This window comes from Streptomyces yokosukanensis, assembly GCF_001514035.1.
GTDB lineage: Bacteria > Actinomycetota > Actinomycetes > Streptomycetales > Streptomycetaceae > Streptomyces > Streptomyces yokosukanensis.
In genome coordinates this window covers 363,791-385,947 of the sequence record NZ_KQ948213.1, presented here as the reverse complement: position 1 = coordinate 385,947, position 22,157 = coordinate 363,791, and the positions used below count along the sequence as shown (strand labels likewise).

The 22,157-nt window shown below is 72.1% G+C and carries 19 protein-coding genes and 2 pseudogenes; 8 read left to right on the top strand and 13 right to left on the bottom strand.

Annotated elements, in window-relative coordinates; genetic code table 11:
- Positions 1–124 precede the first annotated feature (124 nt).
- The 6 genes and pseudogenes from araD to AQI95_RS21705 all read right to left on the bottom strand — a co-directional run.
- Positions 125–1,867, bottom strand: coding sequence for an L-arabinonate dehydratase (gene araD / locus AQI95_RS21725; protein ID WP_067125993.1), 1,743 nt, complete (start codon positions 1,865–1,867; stop codon positions 125–127).
- On the bottom strand, positions 1,855–2,766 hold the full coding sequence (locus AQI95_RS21720; protein WP_067125991.1) for a dihydrodipicolinate synthase family protein: 912 nt from the start codon (positions 2,764–2,766) through the stop codon (positions 1,855–1,857). The genes araD and AQI95_RS21720 overlap by 13 nt, the downstream gene beginning before the upstream one ends.
- Positions 2,763–3,428 carry a GntR family transcriptional regulator gene (locus AQI95_RS21715; RefSeq protein ID WP_067125989.1) on the bottom strand — a complete coding sequence of 222 codons (666 nt, stop codon included), beginning with the start codon at positions 3,426–3,428 and terminating at the stop codon, positions 2,763–2,765. The genes AQI95_RS21720 and AQI95_RS21715 overlap by 4 nt, the downstream gene beginning before the upstream one ends.
- Positions 3,429–3,561: 133 nt before the next feature.
- Positions 3,562–4,323, bottom strand: coding sequence for an MBL fold metallo-hydrolase (locus AQI95_RS21710; RefSeq protein ID WP_067125987.1), 762 nt, complete (start codon positions 4,321–4,323; stop codon positions 3,562–3,564).
- A 90-nt stretch (positions 4,324–4,413) separates the two neighbouring features.
- Positions 4,414–4,643: pseudogene (locus tag AQI95_RS45045) on the bottom strand (DinB family protein); the annotation flags it as partial.
- Positions 4,609–5,004 (bottom strand): annotated as a pseudogene (locus AQI95_RS21705) (DUF6010 family protein); the annotation flags it as partial. The pseudogenes AQI95_RS45045 and AQI95_RS21705, both read right to left, overlap by 35 nt.
- Positions 5,005–5,147: 143 nt before the next feature.
- Between AQI95_RS21705 and AQI95_RS21700 the strand changes: the two are divergent.
- Positions 5,148–6,386, top strand: coding sequence for an MFS transporter (locus tag AQI95_RS21700; protein WP_067125985.1), 1,239 nt, complete (start codon positions 5,148–5,150; stop codon positions 6,384–6,386).
- Here the strand turns inward: AQI95_RS21700 and AQI95_RS21695 are convergent.
- Together AQI95_RS21695 and AQI95_RS21690 are read right to left on the bottom strand one after the other, a co-directional pair.
- A complete protein-coding gene (locus AQI95_RS21695; protein WP_067125983.1) occupies positions 6,314–7,486 on the bottom strand; it encodes a hypothetical protein in 1,173 nt (390 codons plus the stop codon). The two genes, AQI95_RS21700 and AQI95_RS21695, sit on opposite strands and share 73 nt — an antisense overlap.
- A gap of 31 nt (positions 7,487–7,517) precedes the next feature.
- A complete protein-coding gene (locus AQI95_RS21690; RefSeq protein WP_067125980.1) occupies positions 7,518–8,459 on the bottom strand; it encodes a 5-dehydro-4-deoxyglucarate dehydratase in 942 nt (313 codons plus the stop codon).
- 228 nt (positions 8,460–8,687) lie between these two features.
- On the opposite strand from AQI95_RS21690, the gene AQI95_RS21685 reads away from it, so the two are divergent.
- The 7 genes from AQI95_RS21685 (at position 8,688) to AQI95_RS21655 (ending at position 16,303) form a co-directional block, all read left to right on the top strand.
- Positions 8,688–9,497 carry an NAD-dependent epimerase/dehydratase family protein gene (locus AQI95_RS21685; RefSeq protein ID WP_067125978.1) on the top strand — a complete coding sequence of 270 codons (810 nt, stop codon included), beginning with the start codon at positions 8,688–8,690 and terminating at the stop codon, positions 9,495–9,497.
- A 481-nt stretch (positions 9,498–9,978) separates the two neighbouring features.
- Positions 9,979–10,749, top strand: a complete 771-nt coding sequence (locus AQI95_RS21680) for a DeoR/GlpR family DNA-binding transcription regulator (protein WP_067125976.1) — start codon at positions 9,979–9,981, stop codon at positions 10,747–10,749.
- A gap of 147 nt (positions 10,750–10,896) precedes the next feature.
- Positions 10,897–12,267, top strand: coding sequence for an ABC transporter substrate-binding protein (locus tag AQI95_RS21675; protein WP_067125973.1), 1,371 nt, complete (start codon positions 10,897–10,899; stop codon positions 12,265–12,267).
- Positions 12,264–13,202, top strand: a complete 939-nt coding sequence (locus AQI95_RS21670) for a carbohydrate ABC transporter permease (RefSeq protein ID WP_067125972.1) — start codon at positions 12,264–12,266, stop codon at positions 13,200–13,202. Before AQI95_RS21675 ends, AQI95_RS21670 begins: the two co-directional genes overlap by 4 nt.
- The gene (locus tag AQI95_RS21665) at positions 13,199–14,026 is read left to right on the top strand and encodes a carbohydrate ABC transporter permease (protein ID WP_067125970.1); all 828 of its coding nucleotides are present in this window, start codon (positions 13,199–13,201) and stop codon (positions 14,024–14,026) included. Before AQI95_RS21670 ends, AQI95_RS21665 begins: the two co-directional genes overlap by 4 nt.
- Positions 14,023–15,012 carry a zinc-dependent alcohol dehydrogenase family protein gene (locus tag AQI95_RS21660; protein ID WP_067125968.1) on the top strand — a complete coding sequence of 330 codons (990 nt, stop codon included), beginning with the start codon at positions 14,023–14,025 and terminating at the stop codon, positions 15,010–15,012. The genes AQI95_RS21665 and AQI95_RS21660 overlap by 4 nt, the downstream gene beginning before the upstream one ends.
- 88 nt (positions 15,013–15,100) lie before the next feature.
- Entirely contained in the window at positions 15,101–16,303 is a 1,203-nt protein-coding gene (locus tag AQI95_RS21655; protein WP_067125966.1) for a TerD family protein, read from the top strand.
- Between the two features lie 126 nt (positions 16,304–16,429).
- On the opposite strand, the gene AQI95_RS21650 is transcribed toward AQI95_RS21655, so the two are convergent.
- The 5 genes from AQI95_RS21650 to AQI95_RS21630 all read right to left on the bottom strand — a co-directional run bounded on the left by AQI95_RS21650 (position 16,430) and on the right by AQI95_RS21630 (position 22,024).
- The gene (locus AQI95_RS21650) at positions 16,430–16,996 is read right to left on the bottom strand and encodes a TetR/AcrR family transcriptional regulator (RefSeq protein WP_067125964.1); all 567 of its coding nucleotides are present in this window, start codon (positions 16,994–16,996) and stop codon (positions 16,430–16,432) included.
- Positions 16,997–17,088: 92 nt separating this feature from the next.
- Entirely contained in the window at positions 17,089–17,757 is a 669-nt protein-coding gene (locus tag AQI95_RS21645) for a 2'-5' RNA ligase family protein (protein WP_244188805.1), read from the bottom strand.
- A gap of 37 nt (positions 17,758–17,794) precedes the next feature.
- A complete protein-coding gene (locus tag AQI95_RS21640; protein WP_067125960.1) occupies positions 17,795–18,367 on the bottom strand; it encodes a hypothetical protein in 573 nt (190 codons plus the stop codon).
- Between the two features lie 227 nt (positions 18,368–18,594).
- Positions 18,595–20,178, bottom strand: a complete 1,584-nt coding sequence (locus tag AQI95_RS21635) for a TROVE domain-containing protein (RefSeq protein ID WP_067125958.1) — start codon at positions 20,176–20,178, stop codon at positions 18,595–18,597.
- A gap of 373 nt (positions 20,179–20,551) precedes the next feature.
- Entirely contained in the window at positions 20,552–22,024 is a 1,473-nt protein-coding gene (locus tag AQI95_RS21630; RefSeq protein ID WP_067125956.1) for an alkaline phosphatase PhoX, read from the bottom strand.
- Positions 22,025–22,157: the final 133 nt, after the last annotated feature.

Here is a 22,157-nt window from a genome sequence, read left to right as displayed (position 1 = left end):
CACCGCTGTGCGCGAGCGGTGTTATCCGATCGATACGCCGCCGATCGGGAAATCCACTGCACCGGTGGGCAGTTCACCACGCCGGCCGAGGCCGGCGGTGGCCGGGGAGGGCGCGGGGGCGCGCTCAGCCCGCGTACGGTTCGGGCACCGTGCCCGGCCGCGCCAGGAACTCGAAGTCGCAGCCGGTGTCCGCCTGGGTGATCTGCTCGGTGTACAGCGCGCCGTACCCGCGCTCGTACCGCACGGGCGGCGGCGTCCACTGCGCCCGGCGCCGCGCCAACTCCTCGTCGTCCACGACGAGTCGGAGCGTTCGTGCCTCGACGTCCAGGGCGACGAGGTCCCCGGTGCGCACGAGCGCCAGCGGGCCGCCGACGTACGACTCCGGCGCCACGTGCAGCACACAGGTGCCGTAACTCGTGCCGCTCATCCGGGCGTCGGAGATGCGGACCATGTCCCGCACGCCCTGCTTCAGCAGATGGTCCGGGATGGGGAGCATGCCGTACTCGGGCATGCCGGGGCCGCCCTTGGGACCGGCGCCCCGGAGCACCAGCACACTGTCCGCGGTGATGCCGAGCGCGGGGTCGTCGATGGTGCGCTGCATGGTCCTGTAGTCGTCGAAGACGACGGCCGGGCCGGTGTGCCTGAGCAGACGGGGCTCGGCGGCGATGTGCTTGATGACCGCTCCGTCGGGGCAGAGGTTGCCGCGCAGGACCGCGACGCCGCCCTCCCCGGCGACCGGCCTGTCGCGGGGTCGGATCACGTCGTCGTCGTGCACCCGCGCGCCCTCCAACTGCTCGCGCAGGGTGTCGTACGACACCGTCGGCCGGTCCAGGTGGAGCAGATCGGTGATCCGGGTGAGGAAGCCGGGCAGGCCGCCGGCGAAGTGGAAGTCCTCCATGAGGTACTTCCGGCCGCCGGGGCGGACGTCGGCGAGGACGGGCACGGTCCGGGCGATGCGGTCGAAGTCGTCCAGCGTGAGCCGCACACCGGCCCGGCCCGCCATCGCGATCAGATGGATCACGGCGTTGGTGGAGCCGCCGAGGCCGAGGACGGTGGTGACGGCGTCCTCGAAGGCCTCACGGGTGAGGACGTCGTTCACCGTGCGGCCCCGGTGGACCAGTTCGACGGCGGTCATGCCCGCCCTGGCGGCCATCCGGTCGTGCCCCGAGTCCACCGCGGGGATGCTGGACGCGCCCGGCACGGTCACGCCGAGCGCCTCGGCGGCGGCCGTCAGCGTGGACGCCGTGCCCATGGTCATGCAGTGACCGGGCGAGCGGGCCAGGCCGCTCTCCAGCTCGGCCGTCTCGCAGTCGCCGATGAGGCCCGCGCGCCTGTCGTCCCAGTACTTCCACATGTCGGTGCCGGAGCCGAGGACCTCGCCTCGCCAGTGGCCCGGCAGCATGGGCCCGGCCGGTACGAACACGGCGGGCAGGTCGACGGAGGCGGCGCCCATGAGCAGCGCCGGGGTCGACTTGTCGCAGCCGCCCATCAGCACCGCGCCGTCGACGGGGTAGGACCGCAGCAGTTCCTCGGTCTCCATCGCGAGCAGGTTGCGGTAGAGCATCGGGGTCGGCTTCTGGAAGGTCTCGCTGAGGGTGGCGACCGGGAACTCCAGCGGGAAGCCGCCCGCCTGCCACACTCCGCGCTTCACGGCCTGGGCGCGATCCCGCAGATGCACATGGCAGGGATTGATGTCGGACCAGGTGTTGAGGATCGCGACGACCGGCTTGCCGAGGTGCTCCTCGGGGAGGTAGCCGAGCTGACGGGTGCGGGCGCGGTGGCTGAAGGAGCGCAGGCCGTCGGTGCCGTACCACTGGTGGCTTCTGAGTTCCTCCGGCCGCTTGCGGGGCGCGTTCACCTCGACCATCCGGCGGCGATGGCGGCGACCTCGGCGCGCGCCTCCTCGGGCAGGGGCCTGCTCGGCGGGCGGACGTCGCGGCGGCACAGGCCGAGGGCGGCGAGGGCCTCCTTGACGACGCTCACGTTGTCGGCCGAGCCGTGGGCTGCGCGCAGTTCCTCGAAGCGGCGGATCTGCTCCCAGACCTTCATGGCGGCCGGGTGGTCGCCGCACCGGAGCGCCGCCAGCATGGCCAGGGCCAGGGACGGGGCGACGTTCACGAGTCCGGAGGTGAAACCGGTGGCACCCGCGGAGAAGTAGGACGGGGCGTACGGCTCGGCGAGGCCGGCGACCCAGACGAAGCGGTCGAGGCCGGCGTCCCGCGCGAAGCCCGCGAACCGGACGGCGTCCGGTACGGCGTACTTCACGCCGATGACGTTCGGGCAGTGGTCGGCGAGTTCGGCGAGCCGGGCGCCGGGCAGCCGGTCGCCCCGGATGTAGGGCACCACGCCCAGCTCGGGCACGGAGTCGGCGATCGCCCGGTGGTAGTCGACCCAGCCGGCCGCCGAGACATAGGGGTGGACGGGCTGGTGGACCATGACCATCGGGGCGCCGACGTCGCGGGCGTGCGAGGCGGAGGCGACGGCGGTGGGCAGGTCGTGGCCGACGCCGACCAGCACCGCCGCGCGGTCACCGGCTTCCTCGACGGTCGACTCGGTGACCAGACGGCGCTCCTCGGGGGCCAGGGCGTAGAACTCGCCGGTGTTCCCGCCCGGGGTGAGGGTGCGGATCCCGGCGTCGAGCAGGCGGCGCAGCAGGGCCCGATGGGTGCCGGTGTCGACGGAGCCGTCCGCGGCGAAGGGTGTCACCGGGATGGCCACCACGTCGGCCAGGGCCGCCCGTTGGGACTCGAACGTCACGCCGCTCATCGATGCCCTTCCTCCTGCCGAGGGTCGGTGTCCGAGGGGAAGGCACGCGCCACGAAGGACGCGATGTGGGCGTGCAGGGCGCCCGCGGCGCCGTCGGCGTCACCGGCGAGCGCGAGCCGGAGGATCTCCCGGTGCTCGGCGGCCTCCCGTTCCCAGGAGGAGTCGGCGGCCCAGGCGACGGCGGAGACCAGCGCGGCCTGGTCGCGGACCTCGTCCAGCATCCGGCCGAGCAGCGGGTTGCCGCAGGGCAGGTACAGGGCACGGTGGAACTCCCGGTTGGCGAGGGAGCGTTCGGCGGTGTCGGTCGCGGCGTCGGCCCGGTCCAGCGCGTCGTGCGCGGCGTCGAGGGGCGCCCCTCGCCCGACGGTCCTGCGCAGCGCCTCCGGTTCCAGCAGCAGCCGCACGTCGTAGACCTCGCGCGCCATGTCCGCGTCCACCATGCGCACCGTGACGCCCTTGTACTGGCTCATCACGACGAGTCCGGTCCCCGCGAGGGTCTTCAGCGCCTCGCGCACCGGGGTCTTGGACACCCCGAACTGCGCGGCCAGCTCCGTCTCGACCAGGGCCTGCCCCGGGGTCAGCCGGCCGGTGAGGATGCGGTGTCTGATCGCGTCCAGCACGACCTGCGTGCGGGACGGGATCGGGGTGGGCACGGAGGTCATACGGCCCTCTCTGATCTCACGTAGTGCGTCTCATATATCGCGTCTCATATATGACGTACGAAGTACGACGCGTCGAAAGTAGGAGGGGTCCCGCCTTTCGTCAATGCTTCCGACAAAGGAGGGCCGGGGCTTCTCAGACGGTGTGGACGTCGCCCTCGACGGCGGCACGGGTGAGCCGGCCGGAGACCGCGGCGGCGCGTGCGGTGGCCTGCTCGCGGGTGAGCGTGGGGCCGACATGGGTCACGAGCAGGGCGCGCACCCGCGCCTCGAAGGCGATGCGCCCGGCGTCCTCGGGCGTCAGATGCACCTGCTCGCGGTCTTCGCCGTCGCGATGCGCGTCGATGTCGGCTTCGCACAGGAACAGGTCTGCGCGCGAGGCGAGTTCACCGAGCGCGGCACAGGGTCCGCTGTCCCCGGAGTAGGCGAGGACGCTCCCCTGGCACTCGGCGCGCAGCCCGTACGCCTCGGTGTCGTGCGCGACGGCACGGGCGGTCAGCCGGAGGTTCCAGTGCCGGACGTCATGGCCGTCGTACAAGGTCCGGAAGTCGAGGACGCCCTTGAGGAAGTCGACGTCCGCCCGCCCGAGGAAGCCGGCCAGCCGATCGGCGCAGTCCTGCGGGGCGTACACCGGGATCGGGGCGGGCGGAGTCGCCCCGCCGTAGGCGAACGCGTAGGCGGCCGCCAGCAGATCGGCGCTGTGGTCGGCGTGCAGGTGGGAGATCCAGATCGCGGTGAGCCGCGCGGGGTCCGTGTGCCGTTGCAACGCGGCGAAGGTGCCGGGCCCCGCGTCCACCCACACCTCGGCACCCCCGCCGGACAGCAGATATCCGGAGCAGGGCCGGTCGGGGCCGGGGTGCGGGGAGGCGGTGCCGAGGACGGTGAGGGTGAGTGGCATGGGGGGAGAGTACGACGGCCGGGGCCCCCGCTTCGGCGCACTCGGCCAAGTGGAACCCTGGCGTCACATGGTCGTGCCTCGGCACGGGAACCGGCCGGTGGCGCGGGCCAGGTCCCATCCGTGGATGACGAGTTCGTCGGCGACGGCACCCCTGGCTCGCCCGGCAGGTCCACCCCGCCGGCGCGGGTCGTACCGGTCCGGGCGGCCGGATCGCGCCAGGCGTCGGCGAGTTCGTCGAGGGCCTTGGGCAGCTCCTCGCACCGGTCGGGGCCGATGTCCGGCACGGCGGCGTTCGGGTCGGTGTCGGTCGTCGTGCCGAGGTGACCGGCCCCCGCCGAGGCACCACACCGCGATCACCGGGTCGCACAGCGCGCACCCGAACGAGGAGTCGTGGGCGAACGGGACGATCGGGTGGCCCTTGAGGTGGTGCACGACGTCCCAGGCCGTGTGCAGCAGCCAGCCGACGCCGATCCAGGCCCAGGAGTCCAGCCCCTTGTAGGCGACGAAGGTGGCCACCGCGGTGAACGCGAACTCCCAGCCGCCGAGGCCGCCGCCACTGAGGTAGGCGGCACCCGCCCCTGCCACCATGACCGCGTTGAGGCGGCGTCGCTGGGGCTCGGGGACCAGGGACATGAGGAGGACGTAGAGGAGTCCGATCAGGATCGGGGCGATGTAGCGCATGCGGCCGACAGTAGGTTCGGGCCGGCGGGCGCCCCAGGGGCATTGCCGACAGGTTCCGACGGATTGCCGCCGCCTCGCACAGCGCCCGGATAAGGCACCTTGCCGATCCGCCCCGGCTCTCCTTAGCCCCACGATGAGCAGGCATGACGACTTCCTGGCCCCTGCTGCGCGTCCTGCGGGACCGCAACGCCGGGCTGTATCTCACGAGCCTGCTGGTGTCCGCCTTCGGCACCTCCTCGCTGTGGCTGGCGTCGGGCGTGTGGGTCAAGGACCTCACCGGGTCCGACGGCCTGGCCGCCCTGTGCATGCTCGCCATGTGGGCGCCCGCCCTCGCGGGCCCGGCGCTCGGCACGCTCGCCGACCGCGTGCGCCGCAGGCCCCTGCTCATCGCCATGGACCTGGGACTCGCGGCCGCCCTGCTCACGCTCTTCACCGTCCGCTCCCCGGGTGGACTGTGGCTGCTGTTCGCCGTCCTGCTCCTGTACGGCACCGTCGCCGTCGTCGCCGAGGCCGCCGAGTCGGCCCTGGTCGCCGCCGCCGTCCCCGGCGACCTCCTCGGCGACTTCAACGGGCTGCGGCTGACCGTCACGGAGGGCATGAAAGTCCTCGCGCCGCTGACCGGAGCGGGCCTGTACGCGGCGTTCGGCGGTGCGGCCGTCGCCTGCCTGGACGCCGGCACGTTCGTGGTCGCCGCCGGGCTGTGCGCACTGCTGCGGGTGCGCGAGGCCCGGCCCGCCCGGTCCGCCGGCTGGCGGCGGGAGACCGTGCGGGGCGTCCGGCATCTGTGGGGGCACCCGGGGCTGCGCCCGCTGGTCCGGGCGGCCGGTACGACGATGCTCCTCGGCTCCCTGAGCGCGACGACGACGTACGCCGTCGTGGACCGCCTGGGCCACTCCCCCGCCTACACGGGCGTGCTCTACGCCGTCCAGGGCGCCGGTTCGGTGACGGCCGGGCTCGTCGCCGGGGCCGCGCTGCGGCGGCTCGGCGGGCACCGGCTCGCGGCGGCCGGGATCGCGCTGAACGCTTTCGCGGTCGCCGCGCGGGCACTGCCGTGGGACGCGGTGGCCCTCGCGTCCGCGCTGGCGATCGGTCTCGCCCTGCCCTGCCTGCTCGTCGCGACCTTCACCGCCGTCCAGCGGGAGACGCCCGGCCCGATGCTGGGCCGGGTGACGGCCACCGCCGGCACACTGGTCCTCGGGCCCAACGCCATCGGGCTGGGCCTCGGCGCGGGCCTGGTCGAACTGGCCTCACCCGCGCTGCTGTTGCCCCTGTACGGCCTCGCCCTGCTGCTGACGGCGGCCACGCTGGCTCAGCGCGCGGACCGCGCCGACAAGGCCTCACGCACCGCGGCGAGGTCCGGGTCCGACGCCAACCCGACGTGATAGAGCCGCAGTTCCGTCGCACCCTGCGCACGCGCGCGTGCCGCGTCCGCCGCGAGCGTGCCGGGGCTGCCGCCCATCCCGGAGACGACGGTGAAGTTGGCTGCCAGCACCGTCCGCTCCCGCGCCTGTTCGGCGAAGGGCGCCAGCAGGCCCGTACCGCCCGTGCACGGGACGACCACGCCGTCGGCGACGGAGAGCACATGGGCGGGGTCGACGCCGACGTTGGCCCCGCAGCGGTAGGAGACCGGATCGGCGTGCAGCAGCACCTGGAAGCCGGCCGGTGCGGCGGCGCGCACGGCGGCGACGGCCTCCTCCTGGAGCGTGGCGGCGGTGCCCTCGCGCCACGCGCGCGTGCGGGCCGCCGTCTCCTCACCGAGCAGCTTCGCCACCGTGGGCCAGCCCTCGTCGGCCGCCGCGCCCCGCCACAGCGGCTCCAGCGCGGCCCGCACGGAGGCGGCCAGCACGTCGGCGTCCAGGGCCTGTTCGCCGTACCCGGCACGGCAGGACGGGCAGAAGCACAGGGACATCAGATACTGCCCGGCCTCGCCGAGACCGACCCCGGAGATCTTGTCGTGGGCGTGCAGATGCGCCAGCCCGTACCAGCCGAGGGACTCCAGCTCGGTGCCGTGCGCGCCGGGCCGTACGGCGGCCTCGGCGGCCAGGTCCACCAGGTACGCGCGCGTGCCGGGCTGGGCGATGCAGGGCGCCCAGGGGTAGCGGTCGCCGTAGGCGTTGACGACGCAGATGTCGGGATGCTCGGCGCCGAGGCGGGAGTTGTGGGCGAGGACGACCCAGGTGTGCACCGCGAGACCGGCGGCGGCCAGCGCCCGCGCGGCCTCGCCGTAGGCGTCGCCCGGGGCCCAGCGGCCGGCGCCGTAGGGGCGCAGGCCGCGGCCCGCCCAGCGGTCGCCCGGCGGGTAGAGGACGGCCGCGTACTCGGCGGTGACGATGCGCCTGCGGGGGTGGCGGGGGGTCAGGGCGCGGGTGGAGTGGTAGGCGGCGGCGAGGGTCACCTGCTCCACGCCCAGCGCGGCGATGCGCGCCGGGGCGTCCGGGTCCCCGTCGACGTCCCAGGGGTAGACGAACGCCGATGCCTTCACGCGTCCTCCTCCGAGCCGTTCCGGCGTGCGCTCACGCGTCCCCCTCCAGCAGCGCGTATCCCCGTTCGATCAGCTGGGCGAGCTGTTTGACGTGGTCCTCCGCCGGCTCGTGCAGCGGGGACCGGACCTCGCCGACGTCCAGGCCGCGCAGCCGTACGCCCGCCTTGACGAGCGAGACGGCGTAGCCGCGGCCCTGGGCGCGCAGTTCCACGAAGGGCCGGTAGAAGCCGTCCAGGAGGCGCCGCACGGTCGCCGTGTCACCGAAGGTCAGGGCCTGGTGGTAGGCGAGGGCGATCTCCGGGGCGAAGCAGAAGACGGCCGAGGAGTACAGCGTGACGCCGAGGGCGTGGTAGGCGAGCTGGGTCTGCTCGGCGGTGGGCAGACCGTTGAAGTACAGGAAGTCGCCGGGGACCTCGGTGCGTACGGCGCTGATGATCCGCTGCATCAGATCGAGGTCGCCGAGGCCGTCCTTGAGGCCGGTGATCCCGTCGGTACGGGCGAGTTCCACCACCGTCCGGGGCGTGAAGACGGCGTTGTCGCGCTGGTAGACGATGACCGGCAGGGCGGTGGCCGCGGCGATCTCCCGGTAGTGCCGCAGCAGGCCTTCCTGGTCGGCGAGGACGAGGTACGGCGGCATGGCGAGCAGGCCGTCGGCGCCGGCCGCCTCTGCGAGACGCGCGTAGCGGACGGCGAGCGCGGTGCCGTAGCCGGCGCCCGCGACGACCGGGACGCGTCCGTCGGTCGCCTCGACGGCCGCCCGGACGCAGGCCTCGAACTCCTCCGGCAGCAGCGCGTGGAACTCCCCGGTGCCGCAGGCGGCGAACACGGCGGAGGCTCCGGCGGCGACGCCCCGGCGGACATGGGTGCGGTAGACGTCGAGGTCGAGGGCGCCGTCCGGGCCGTAGGCCGTGACGGGGAAGAAGAGCGGCCCGCGGGGATCGCTGAGCCGTTCGGTGAGAGGGGCTGGCGTCACGGGCTCTCCCTTGAAACACACCGGTACCGAAACCCACCGGTGCACGTTTATGATTCACGTCTACATTTCTGAACGTGACCACGCTACGGGGCCTTCTTGCGGCAGGTCAAGCAGGCAAACTGGCAACTCCGAAGCGGATTCACGGAGATCAGGCACCACTTGACGTTGCACGGCGAGACTCTCTAACTTGTCCACGTATGTGAATATCGGCTACAAGGAGAATCCAGGATGCCCGCTCCCCGCACCGTCCTGCTCACCGGCGCCGCCGGCGGGCTCGGCACCCTGATGCGGTCCCTGCTGCCGGAGTACGGCTACACGCTGCGCCTCTTCGACATGCGGCCCGTCGAGGGCGAGCCGGACGCGATCACCGCCGACCTCGGCGACAGGCAGGCGCTGCGCGAGGCCGTGCGGGGCGTGGACGCGGTGCTGCATCTCGCGGGCATCTCCCTGGAGGCCCCCTTCGAGAAGATCCTGAAGGCGAACATCGAGGGCACCTACAACCTCTACGAGGCCGCCCGCGAGGAGGGCGTGCCGCGGATCGTCTTCGCCTCCTCCAACCACGCCGTCGGCTTCACCCCCGCCCCGCGCGCGGGCGAGCCGCTGATCCCGGTCGACACCCCGCGCCGCCCGGACACCTTCTACGGCCTGTCCAAGTCCTTCGGCGAGGACCTCGCCCAGCTGTACTGGGACAAGCACGGCCTGGAGACCGTCTCGGTGCGCATCGGCTCCTGCTTCCCGGAGCCGACCGGCGTGCGCATGCTCTCGGTGTGGATGAGCCCGGCCGACGGCGCCCGCCTCTTCCACGCGGCCCTGACCGCCGAGGGGGTCGGCCACACCGTGGTCCACGGCTCTTCCGCCAACACCCGGCTGTGGTGGGACCTGACCAGCGCGCGGGCGCTCGGCTACGAGCCGCGGGACGACTCCGAGCCGTACGCCGAGAAGCTGATCGCCGAACAGGGCGAGCTGGACCCGGAGAACCCGGCGCACAGCCACCTCGGCGGGCACTTCGTGAACGATCCGCCGATCTGGCCGTACTGAACCCTCCGGGGACCCGCTCCGGCGGACCGGGGGCGACCGCGCGGGCAGTGTCCGCGCACTCACCGGACACTCCTGGAGCGCCTGCCGGGCCCCACCGGGCAGCCCTGGAGCGCTCCCCGAACACGCCGCGAGCGCGTGCGGAGCGCGTCCGGAAGCCCGCGGGTGACGGAAAACGAACCCCGAGCGCACGGGCGGGCACCGAACGGGCCCGCCCGCCGTCGTTCCCGGGCATCCGGGACGCCCGCTCTCACCCCGCCCCGCACGATCCCGCAGGTCCGCGCCGGGCACCCGGTCGGGCAAACGGGCACAGACGGGCAGGATCGGGCGCCCGCCAGGCTTGGCCACCACCGCACACCCGCTGTAGAACTTTGCCCACGGGCCCGAACGGGCAGCAACCGATCGAACCGCGGACGCGTGACATCGGTTGAGGCGTCCCGAAGGCGAACGGGCCATGGGGCACAGAGGGAAGGCGGGTGACGGCATGAGCACGAGGACGGCGGAGGAACGCCAGCGCGCGATCGTACTGGCCGCGCGTGCGACCGGCGCGGTCGACGTCACCGCCCTGGCCACCCAGCTGGGCGTGGCCAAGGAGACCATCCGGCGCGATCTGCGCGCCCTGGAGGACCATGGCTTGGTCCGTCGTACACACGGCGGCGCCTATCCGGTGGAGAGCGCCGGCTTCGAGACGACGCTCGCCTTCCGCGCCACCAGCCATGTCCCCGAGAAGCGCCGGATCGCGGCCGCCGCGGCCGAGCTGCTCGGGGACGCCGAGACGGTGTTCGTGGACGAGGGCTTCACCCCGCAGCTCATCGCCGAGGCCCTGCCGACCGACCGGCCGCTGACCGTGGTCACGGCGTCCCTGCCGGTCGCGGGCGCCCTCGCCGAGACCGAGAACATGTCGGTCCTGCTCCTCGGCGGCCGGGTCCGGCCCGGCACCCTGGCCACCGTCGACCACTGGACGACGAAGATGCTCGCCGGATTCGTCGTCGATCTCGCCTTCATCGGCGCCAACGGCATCTCCCGCGAGCACGGCCTGACCACACCCGACCCGGCGGTCAGCGAAGTCAAGGCACAGGCGATGCGAGCCGCGCGGCGCACCGTCTTCGCGGGCGTGCACACCAAGTTCGGCGCGGTCAGCTTCTGCAGGTTCGCCGAGGTCGGCGCGCTGGAGGCGATCGTCACGAGCACCCTGCTGCCGACCGCCGAGGCCCACCGCTACTCCCTGCTGGGCCCACAGGTCATCCGGGTCTGAACGTCCACCCCCAGGAACACCCCACTCCACTCCCCAGGAACACCTCACTCCCCAGGTCCGACTCACTCCTCAGACCCCTCACACTCCCCCAGGGGCGTTCCACTCCTCCGAGCGCCCCTTATGTCCCCATATCTCCAGGAGCGATCCATGCGTATCCCGAGCCGACGGAGGCCGCGAGTCACACTCGCCATGGCCGCCGCAGGGACGCTGCTCGCCCCGCTGCTCTCCGGCTGCTGGGTCGGTGCGGGCGGGACCGGTTCCGGCGGCGACTCCATCAACGTCCTGATGGTCAACAACCCCCAGATGACCGAGCTGCAGAAGCTGACCGCCGCCCACTTCACCAAGGAGACGGGCATCAAGGTCAACTTCACCGTGCTGCCCGAGAACGACGTCCGCGACAAGATCAGCCAGGACTTCGCCAACCAGGCCGGGCAGTACGACGTGGCCACCCTCTCCAACTACGAGATACCGATCTACGCCCGCAACGGCTGGCTGCGCGAGATGAACTCCTATGTGGCGAAGGACCCGTCGTACGACGAGCAGGACGTCCTCAAGCCCATGCGCCAGTCCCTCACCGCCGACGACGGCAAGCTCTACGGGCAGCCCTTCTACGGCGAGTCGTCCTTCCTGATGTACCGCAAGGACGTGTTCGCGGCGAAGGGCCTCACCATGCCGGCCCACCCCACCTGGCAGCAGGTCGCCGACCTCGCCGCGAAGGCGGACGGCGCGAAGCCCGGCATGAAGGGCATCTGCCTGCGCGGGCTGCCGGGCTGGGGCGAGTTGATGGCCCCGCTGACCACGGTCGTGAACACCTTCGGCGGCACCTGGTTCGACAAGCGGTGGAAGGCCCACCTCGACTCCCCGGAGTTCGAGAAGGCGACAAAATTCTATGTCGATCTCGTCCGCGCGCACGGCGAGTCCGGCGCCGCGCAGTCCGGGTTCGCCGAATGCCTCAACGACATGACCCAGGGCAAGGTCGCCATGTGGTACGACGCCACGAGCGCGGCCGGCCTGCTGGAGGCGGCGGACTCCCCTGTCAAGGGCAAGTTCGGCTACGCCCCGGCCCCCGTCGTGAGGACGCCGTCCTCGGGCTGGCTCTACACCTGGGCCTGGGGCATCCAGAAGGCCTCCCGCAACCCCGACAAGGCCTGGAAGTTCATCTCCTGGGCGTCCGGCAAGGGCTATGAGCAGCTGGTCGGCCGGACCGGCGGCTGGCCGAACGTCCCGGCGGGCAAGCGGGCGTCGACGTACACGAACGCCGACTACCGCGCCTCGGCCGCCGCCTTCCAGGAGATGACCAAGGAGGCCATCGAGAGCGCCCGACCGAACGACCCCGGCGTGCAGCCGCGGCCCGCGCCCGGCATCCAGTTCGTCGGCATCCCCGAGTTCACCGACCTCGGCACCAAGGTCTCCCAGGAGATCAGCGGCGCCATCGCCGGACGCCAGTCCGTCGATTCGGCCCTCAAGAAGTCACAGGCGCTGGCCGAGAAGATCTCCAAGGAGTACGAGGGACGATGACAGCGACGACAACGGCCCGCCTCGCGGCCGCCCCCGCGGGCACACGGAAGCAACCCTCGGCCCGGCTGCGCGCCTGGGCCACCCGGGCCCCGCTGCTCCCGGCCCTCGTCTTCATGATCGCCGTGACCCAGCTGCCGTTCGTGGCCACACTGGTGATCTCCTTCTTCGACTGGAACGCCCTCTACCCCAAGGCCCGCCACTTCACCGGCCTCGACAACTACCGCCAGGTGCTGACCGACGCCGACCTGCGCCACTCGGTGTGGACGACCGTCCTGCTCACGGCGGCGGTGGTGCTGGCCAGCCTGGTCCTGGGGCTCGCGCTCGCCCTGCTGCTGGACCGCAGGTTCCGCGGCCGGGGCATCGTACGCACCCTGCTCATCGCCCCCTTCCTGGTGGTACCGGTGGCCGCGGCCCTGCTCTGGAAGCATGTGCTCTACAACCCTGAATACGGGCTTCTGAATGGGTTGTTGCACTATGTGGGCGGCCCACAGCCCGACTGGATCTCCCGCACCCCGCTGCTCGCGGTCGAGGCCTCCCTGGTGTGGCAGTGGACGCCGTTCATGATGCTGATCCTGCTCGCCGGGCTGCAGAGCCGGGACCAGCAGCAGATCGAGGCCGCGCGGGTCGACGGCGCGAACGACTGGCAGATCTTCCGCCATCTGACGCTCCCGCACCTGCGTCGCTACCTCGAACTCGGCGCCCTGCTCGGCTCGATCTACATCGTGCAGAACTTCGACGCGGTGTTCACGATCACCTCCGGCGGCCTCGGCACCGCCAACCTGCCCTACACCGTCTACCAGAGCTTCTACCAGGCCCATGAGAACGGTCTCGCCTCGGCCGCCGGCGTCCTGGTCGTCATCGGCTCGATCATCATCGCGACCTTCGCCCTGCGCGTGGTGTCGTCCCTGTTCCGCGAGGAGGTGTCCCGCGCATGAACGCCGTACTGCGCCGCAACGGGCTGGGTCTCGTGGCCTGGCTGGCGGGGATCGTGTTCTTCCTGCCGATCGCCTGGATGGCCCTGACCTCCTTCCACTCGGAGGCGGACGCGGCGACCAACCCGCCGTCCCTCACCGCGTCGTTGACGCTCGACGGCTACCGCGAGTTCTTCGGCAGCGGCGGCGGGCAGAGCCCGTGGCCCGCGCTGATCAACTCCACGGTGGCGTCCCTGGTCTCCACGCTCTGCGTCCTCCTGCTGGCCTTCCCGGCGGCGTACGCGCTGTCGATCCGGCCGGTGAAGAAGTGGACGGACGTGCTGTTCTTCTTCCTGTCCACGAAGATGCTGCCGGCCGTGGCGGGGCTGCTGCCGATCTACCTGTTCGCCAAGAACGCCGGGATGCTCGACAACATCTGGCTCCTGGTCATCCTCTACACCTCCATGAACCTGCCGATCGCGGTGTGGATGATGCAGTCCTTCCTCGCCGAGGTCCCGGTCGCCGTCATCGAGGCGGCGCGGGTGGACGGCGCCCGGCTGCCGACGATCCTCGCGCGCGTGGTCGCCCCGATCGCCCTGCCCGGCATCGCCGCCACCGCCCTGATCTGCTTCATCTTCAGCTGGAACGAGCTGCTGTTCGCCCGAGTGCTCACGGGCGTGGTCGCCGAGACCGCCCCCGTGTTCCTGACCGGCTTCATCACCAGCCAGGGCCTGTTCCTGGCCAAGGTGTGCGCCGCGTCGCTCGTCATCTCCCTGCCGGTGCTCGCCGCGGGGTTCGCCGCCCAGGACAAGCTGGTCCAGGGCCTGTCACTGGGAGCCGTGAAATGAAGGCCGCCGTCATCGAGTCCGTGGGCCGAGCCGTCGTCACCGAGGTGCCGGACCCGACACCGGGCCCGCGCGAGGTCGTCGTCGAGGTGGCCGCCTGCGGGCTGTGCGGCACCGACCTGCACATCCTCCAGGGCGAGTTCGCGCCCAAGCTGCCGATCGTCCCCGGACACGAGTTCGCGGGCGAGGTGGTCGGGGTCGGCAGCCAGGTCACCGAGGTGGCGGTCGGCGACCGGGTGGCCGTCGACCCCTCCCTGTACTGCTACGAATGCCGCTACTGCCGTACCGGCCACAACAACCTGTGCGAGCGGTGGGCCGCGATCGGCGTCACCACGGCGGGCGGTGCCGCCCAGTACGCCCTCGCACCCGTGGCCAACTGCGTGAAACTGCCCGAGCACGTGCGCACCGAGGACGCGGCCCTCGTCGAGCCGCTGTCCTGTGCGGTGCGCGGCTACGACGTCCTGCAGTCCCGCCTGGGCGCCCATGTCCTGGTCTACGGCTCCGGGACCATGGGTCTGATGATGCTGGAGCTGGCCAAGCGGACGGGCGCGGCGAGCGTGGACGTCGTCGACGTGAACCCGGCCCGGCTGGAGACGGCGCGACGGCTCGGGGTCTCCGCCTCGGCGGCGAGCGCGGACGAGCTGGACCGGCCGCAGGGCTGGGACGTGGTCGTGGACGCGACCGGCAACGCGGCCGCGATCCAGGACGGCCTGGACCGGGTGGCGAAGGCGGGTACGTTCCTGCAGTTCGGGGTGGCCGACTACGCGACGCGGGTGACGATCGACCCCTATCGCATCTACAACCAGGAGATCACGGTCACCGGCTCCATGGCGGTGCTGCACAGCTTCGAGCGGGCGGCCGAGCTGTTCGCGAACGGGGTGCTGGACCCGCAGGTCTTCATCAGCGACCGGATCCCGCTGGAGCGGTACCCGCAGGCGCTGGAGCAGTTCGCAGCCGGGGTGGGACGGAAGATCGTGGTCGTGCCCTGAGCCGGCTCGGGGTCGCGACCCTGAGCCGATTGGGGGTTGGGTAAGGGAACGGTAAAGCGGTGTCGTTCGTTCACCCGGCATGACAGCTATGACCCCTGGCTCGAACATCCCTCTCTCGACCGCGCGCGTGACGGTGGACGTCGCCGCCCCGGTGCGGCTCGACGTGTCGGGCCTGCTGCTCACCGCCGACGGCAAGGTGCGCTCGGACGCCGACTTCATCTTCTACAACCAGCCGACGGGTCCGGGCGTGGCCTACGCGTCCGGCGGCGGTGCGGCGCCGGACGCGATCACGGTCGACACCGCCGCCGTCCCGCCGGACATCGAGAAGATCGTGGTGACAGCCAGCCCGGACGCGGCCGGCCAGAGCTTCCAGGGCATCGAGCCGACGGCCACCATCCGCGACGCGGACGCCGGCGCCGTGCTGGCCACGTTCACCCCGCCCCAGCTCGGCACGGAGACGGCGCTGGTCGTCGTGGAGATCTACCGCCGGGGCGGCGCCTGGAAGGCCCGCGCGGTGGGCCAGGGGTACGCCGACGGCCTGGCCGGCATCGCGACGGACTTCGGCGTGACGGTGGAGGAGCCGGCCGCCGCGCCCGCCGCCCCGCCGCAGCAGCCGGCCGCCCCGCCGGCGCCCACCGCACCGCCCTCCGTCACCGCGCCCGCCCCGCCGGTCTCCGCTCCCCCGCCGCCGCCCGCCCCCGTGCCCGGCGCCGGGAAGATCAACCTGGACAAGGGCCGGGTCAGCCTGCAGAAGAACCAGACCGTGTCCCTGGTCAAGGGCGGCCGGCCGCTGCTCTCGCAGGTGCAGATGGGGCTCGGCTGGGAGCCCGCCTTCCGGGGCAAGGACATCGACCTCGACGCCTCGGTCATCGCCTACGGCCCCGAGCGCAACCCCATCGACAGCTGCTACTTCGGCAAGCTGACGATCCTGGGCGGCGCGATCAGGCACTCCGGGGACAATCTGACCGGCGAGGGCGGAGGCGACGACGAGATGATCACCGTGGACCTCGGCCGTCTCCCCCAGGAGGTCACCGGCCTGGTCTTCACCGTGAACTCCTTCTCGGGCCAGAAGTTCACGGAGGTGGCCAAGGCGTACTGCCGCCTGATGGACGCCGCCACGGGCGAGGAACTGGTCCGCTTCGACCTCACCCACGCCGAGCCCCAGACCGGCGTGATGATGGCCAAGCTCATCCGCCAGTTCTCCGGCGAGTGGGACATGACGGCCATGGGCGAGTTCGTCAAGGCCCGAACGGTCCGCAACATGGTGGAACCGGGAGCGAGGGCGCTGTAGCCGACCGAGGCGCGGGCGCGTGGGGACTGATCGCGCAGTTCCCCGCGCGCCCTGCCCGAGCCGCAGGACGCGGCGCCCTCCTGGGAGCCGCGGTGCCGTCGCCCTCGTGACGCCGCCGCCCGGAGGCTACGGCCGCAGCCCCTCCAGCAGCAGCGTCAAGTACCGCTGGATCTCCCGGCCCTGATGGTCCGCCAGTTCCGACGCCGTGGCCACCCCGTGAGTCAGCCGCAGCACCTCGATCGGCTCCAGGTCGGCCCGTAGGAACCCGGCCGCCCGGGCCGCCTCCACCAACCTCTTCGCCGCACCCTGCACCGACGCCCCGCACGCCGTCCTCGCGACCGGGCCGCCGTCCGCGACCGCCGAGCCCAGCAGGGACTTCAGCCCCCGCACCTGGATCGTGGCCACGCACAGCTCGTGCAGCCACGCCATGAGCGCCTCACCCGGCGGCAGCTCCCGCGCCAGTTCGTCGGCCCGCGTCCCCAGCGCCTCGAAGCGGTCGACGTACGCGGCCTCCAGCAGCGCCTGCCGGGTCGGAAAGTGCCGGTAGAGCGTGCCCGCGCCGACGCCCGCGCGCTTGGCGATGTCGTCGAGGGACGCGTTCTCCCCATGCTCGGCGAAGGCCTCCACCGCCGCCTTCAGCAGCCGCTCGTAGTTGCGCCGAGCATCCGCACGCATGGGTCTGACCTGCGGCATCCCATTCCTCCCCGCATCTCGCCGTCCTCGTCGCCGACAGCGTCGGCGCGGATCCACCTTCCCCTCGAACCGCCGGGTCGGGCAAGCAGACCTCATGCGCCTGAGGGGGGACGGCGTACGGCGTCCGCGCCCAGGCCGATCGTGGCCCGCGTCCGCATGGGGCCGTCACCACGGCGGGAGAGCAGTTCGATCTCGGCCACACGCGCGTGCAGCACGCCGAGCCGGGCGGCGCATTCGGCCGCGAGGACACGCGGAACACGGGTGCGGCCGAGCGAGAGATGCGGGGTGAAGCGCGGGAAGCGATCCGTGCAGTACGGGAAGGGTTCGGCCAGCGCGCGGCGGAGTTCCGTCCAGGGGGCCGGTCCGGCCGCGGCGGGATCGAGCCACACGGTGGCGTAGGACCGGTGACGGAAGGCGCGGACCCCGCTGAGCCGGATGTCGAAGGGCTCGCACCCGGCGGCCGCGGCGGCCAGCAGCGCGAGAGCCGCCGGGAAGTCCTCCTCCGGTACGAAGCCGTAGATCAGGTTCACATGGGGTGGCCAGCGGCGGATCTGCGGGTCGTGCTCGGCGCGGATGCGCTGGATGGCGGGCCAGAGTTCGGCCGGCGGGAGCCACGCCACGGCGGTCCGGGGCGTGGGGGCCGACTCCAGGCGACCGAGGGCCTCGACGGGGCGGGGCGGAGTCGGGGGGCGGGGCACGGTGCCGTCATGGCTCCGCCCGCCGACGCCGCCGCCGACGCTGGAGTCGGGCGGGTGGCTCACGCCCCCCGGACGCCGACCCGCCGCGTCGTCCGAGCCCTCACTCAACCGACGTGCTCACGGAGGCCCAGGCGTCGGAGAATCGCTTGTGCTCGTGCTTGGCCTTGTGGTGCCCGTGCGCGGACTTCGCCCCGTGGCGCTTGTGGCTCCGCTTCGACCCGTGGTGGCTGCGCTCCGACTTCGATTCGCCGCCCTTGCGACGGGACTTCGCCTCGTCGTCCGAGTGCCCCGGCTTCACCTCGTCGTCGGCCTGCCCCGGCTTCACCTCGTCGTCCGCCTGCCCCGGCTTCGACTCGTCGCCCGTCTGACCTGGCTCGGCCTCGTCGTCCGGCTTCCCAGGCTTCGCCTCGTCATCCGCCTGACCCGGCTTGGTCGGCTTCGCCTCGTCATCCGTCTGACCCGGCTTCGACGCGTCGCCCTGCTGATCGTGACTCCCTCCCGGGTGCTTGTGGTCGTGGTTCCCCGCCGTGGCCACGGCGACGGCCTGGGCGGAAGCCACCGCGACGACCGGGTGCGGATCGTCGTTGTCGTGGGCGACGCCCGTGCCGGCACCGAAGGCGGACAGCCCCGTGACCGCGGCGGCCACGAGCGCGGCGCGCTGAAACGTATGCATGGTTTGACCCTTTCTCACCTGACTGTGAAGTCACTTGACTACTCAGAGTGAGAATAGACGCACGGATCGTAGGAATTTGCGATCTACGTCCGGGCGCGCGCCGTGTCGGCTGCGACGCGTGGAACCCGGCGACCGGGCCCACCGGGGTGGACCCGCTCGCCGAGCACACGATCACGCGTCGGAGAAGATGCCCGACTCCCGCTCCCGCTCTGCGACTTCGCGGGCGCTCAGGCCTGCCACGGCCACCGTGTGTCACGGGCCGCTTCGAGCAGCGGCACCATCCGGAACGCGGCGTCGGAGAGGCCGCCGAAGGTGTGCCGGTTGCCCGTGCCCGACGGGCCCTGGCCCGCCCGGTAGCCCTCCAGGTTCCAGGTGTAGACGGGCACATGGGCCGGGATCTGGGCGGTCGGGTCGCCGTGCCGGTTCGGCGCGTACTGCTCGTCGGTGACGATCAGCACCCGGTCGTGCTTCTTGTAGTGCCGGCGCACCGCGTCGGTGGTGTCGGTGCCGCCCAGATCGCCGAAGCGCTCCAGGATCTTCAGCACCGACTCGCCCTTGCGGAACCGCACCTCGTTGCTGTGCGTGCCGAACTCGACCAGGTCGGCGTCGGCCGCCCGCAGCGCGAGCGCGGTGCCGAAGACGGCCGCCGCGTCGGCCCGGTTGAGCTGCGAGCGCTCCGCGACCTGCGACCAGAACATCGAGCCCGACCGGTCGACCAGCACCAGCGTCCGGCCGGGCAGCGCGGGCACATTGGCCAGCGAGTGGCCGAGCGCCTGCTCCAGCGGATACGACCAGCGCAGCGAGGGCGCGTGCCGGTACGCGGCCAGGTAGCGGAACGGGAACTGCCGCGAGCGTGCCACCTGCTCCGGGTCGCTGATCTTCGCCGCGACCTCGGCGGCGACCTCGTCCGAGACGCCCGCCTCGTCGAAGTTCCGCAGATTGCGGACCAGTGCCATCGCGCCCATGGACGGGATCACGGCCTCCCAGGCCGCCTTGTCCATCGGGCCCTGGAGCCAGCCGGCCAGCGCCTCCCAGGTGAGACCGGCCGCCGCGAGCCGCTCGGCGCCGCCGGGCGAGGTGACGACCGCCCGCCGCTGTGCGACCGGCAGCGCCATCAGCTCGCGGTGCGCGGTGAGCACGGGCAGCGATGCGGGCGGCACGGCGGTGTCCGGGTTGTGCCGACGGTCGAGCGCGTACCGGAACAGCTCGCCCTGCCACGGCCTGTCCGGGTCCGGCGCCGCGTGCACCAGGTTGAGGATGTCGCCGAAGCGGTAGCCCTTGGACGCGGTGTCGTACTTCAGCAGCGACCTGCCGTGGTAGAGCCGTCGTACGGCGTCGGCGACCCCGCGCTTGACGGGCTTCGGAACGGCGCGGCCGTGGGCCGACGTCCAGTACGCGAGCAACTCGCCGGGCTCGTCAGGGCGCTGGAGAACGGAGTCGACGACCTGCCGGTTCGACGGGCCGTCGGTGGCACCCGCCACCAGCCGGGCGTGCACGTACTCGGCGGCGCCCACGATCGACGCCGTCCGCAGCTGCCCCTCACCGCGAAGCCAGCCGAGCAGGCCGGCCGTCCACTCCGGGTCGCTCACGGCGAGGTCGCGCACGAGCCGGTCGAACCGGTCGTCCCGGTCGGTGCCGGACTCGTAGAAGGTGTTCTGCGTGACGAAGTGGGAGACCGCGAGCAGAAAGAGCTGCGAGCGTGCGTCGCGCTCGTGGCCCCGGCCGCCCTGGTACGTCCGCAGGGTGCGGCCGGTCGTGGTGACGGGCGAGACCGCCCGGGCCTGCGCGGTACGCGTGTTGAATCGCGCCATGATGAATTCCCCCGAATTCGTTTCCGTTTCGGCGGGAGGCGCAACAAAAGGAGGGAGTCCGAGATCAGGGATCGGCGGCGGACTTTAGTCAGATGCTCTGCCCATTGAGCTACACCGACCCGAAGTCGATGACGGGAGTCGAACCCGCAGCCTTCTGATCCCATTGAAGTAGCCGCTGCCTGCGCACCGGACACCCACCATGAGCTGCTCCTCCCGAGATCAAGTCGGCCGCGGCTGTATTTCATTCCAGGAAAGGGAAGTAGCCGCTGCCATCGCACCGGGAGGTGCGTGACGTTGTGATCTCACTGTAGGAGGCGCAGCGTCGGCCGTGCGAGCGAATTAGTGGCCGCTTCTGCCGTTGCCGCTTCTGCCGTTACCGCTTGTGCCGCTTCCACGGCCCCGTGACGGCCAGCATGATTCCGGGCGTCTGGATGTTGGCGAACAGGGTCCGGCCGTCGGGCGAGAAGGTGACCCCGGTGAACTCGCTGTACTCGGGGTCGTCCTCGGTACCGATGTTCAGCTCGTTGCGGGCGATGGGGTACGTCCGGCCGCTCTCGGTGGCGCCGAACAGATGCTGGACGCCCTCGCCGTCCTCGGCGATGACGAGTCCGCCGTACGGGGAGACGGTGATGTTGTCCGGGCCGTCGAACGCGCCGTCCTCGGTCGGGTCGGGGTTCACACCGAGCAGCACCTTCAGGGTGAGGGTGCGGCGCCTCGGGTCGTAGAACCAGACCTGGCCGTCGTGCTGGACCGGGCTCTCCTCACGGGCGAAGGAGGAGACGATGTAGGCGCCGCCGTCGCCCCACCACATGCCCTCCAGCTTGCGGGCGCGGGTGATCTGGCCGTCGCTGAACTGCTTGCGGGTGGAGACCTGCTCGGCGTCGCGGTCGGGGACGTCCACCCAGTCGACGCCGTAGACCGTGCCGATCTTCGTGGCGCGGGAGAGGTCGTCGACGAACTTGCCGCCGGAGTCGAAGCACTTGAAGGCCTGGAGGACGCCCGCGTCGTCGGCGAGGGTGCGCAGCTTGCCGCGGCCGTGCCGGAAGCCCTCCGGCGGGGTCCAGCGGTAGAGCAGGCCGTTGGGGCCTGCGGCGTCCTCGGTGAGGTAGAGGTGGCCGCGCTTGGGGTCGAGGACGACGGCCTCGTGGGCGTAGCGGCCGAGGGCCTTGACGGGCTTCGGGCCGCGGTTGGCCCGGCGGTCCTCCGGGTCGACCTCGAAGACGTAGCCGTGGTCCTTGGTGAAGCCGTTCTTCCCGGCCTTGTCCTCGGTCTCCTCGCAGGTCAGCCAGGTGCCCCACGGGGTGCTGCCGCCCGCGCAGTTGGTGGCGGTGCCGGCGATGCCCACCCACTCGGCGACCTCGCCGCCGCGGCGGACCTCGACGACGGTGCAGCCGCCGGCCGCCGCCGGGTCGTAGACGAGGCCCTCGGTGAGCGGCACCGGGTGCGGCCACTGGGCGCGGGCGCCGGCCAGTTCGTGGTTGTTGACGAGGAGGACGGTGCCGCGGGGGCCGTCGAAGGTGGCGGTGCCGTCGTGGTTGGACGGCGTGAACTCGCCGGACTCCAGCTTGGTCCTGCCGCTGTAGGTGATGATCTTGTACGTGAAGCCCGCGGGCAGGGCGAGGATGCCGTTCGGGTCGGGGACCAGCGGGCCGTAGCCGACACCGTGGTGGTGGCCTCCGTGCGCCGACTCCGCCCCGGCGCCCTCGGTCTCCGTCCCGGTGCCTTCGATCTCCGCCGCGGCGAGGGCGTTCGGCGCGGTGGCGAGCGCGCCGACACTGCCCGCCAGGGCGACCCCGGCACCGGTGATCGCGGACGTTCTGGCGAAGTCCCTGCGGGTGAGCGACATGGTGTGTCTCCTGAGACGGTGGGAGTGCCGTGGAGGGTGGCGGACCTCGGTTCGGCGCACACGCTCTCGCCACACCTTGAACGGGAGTTGAACAAAGGCCGACTTCAGAGGCCCTTGTTCAAGAATCCGTATG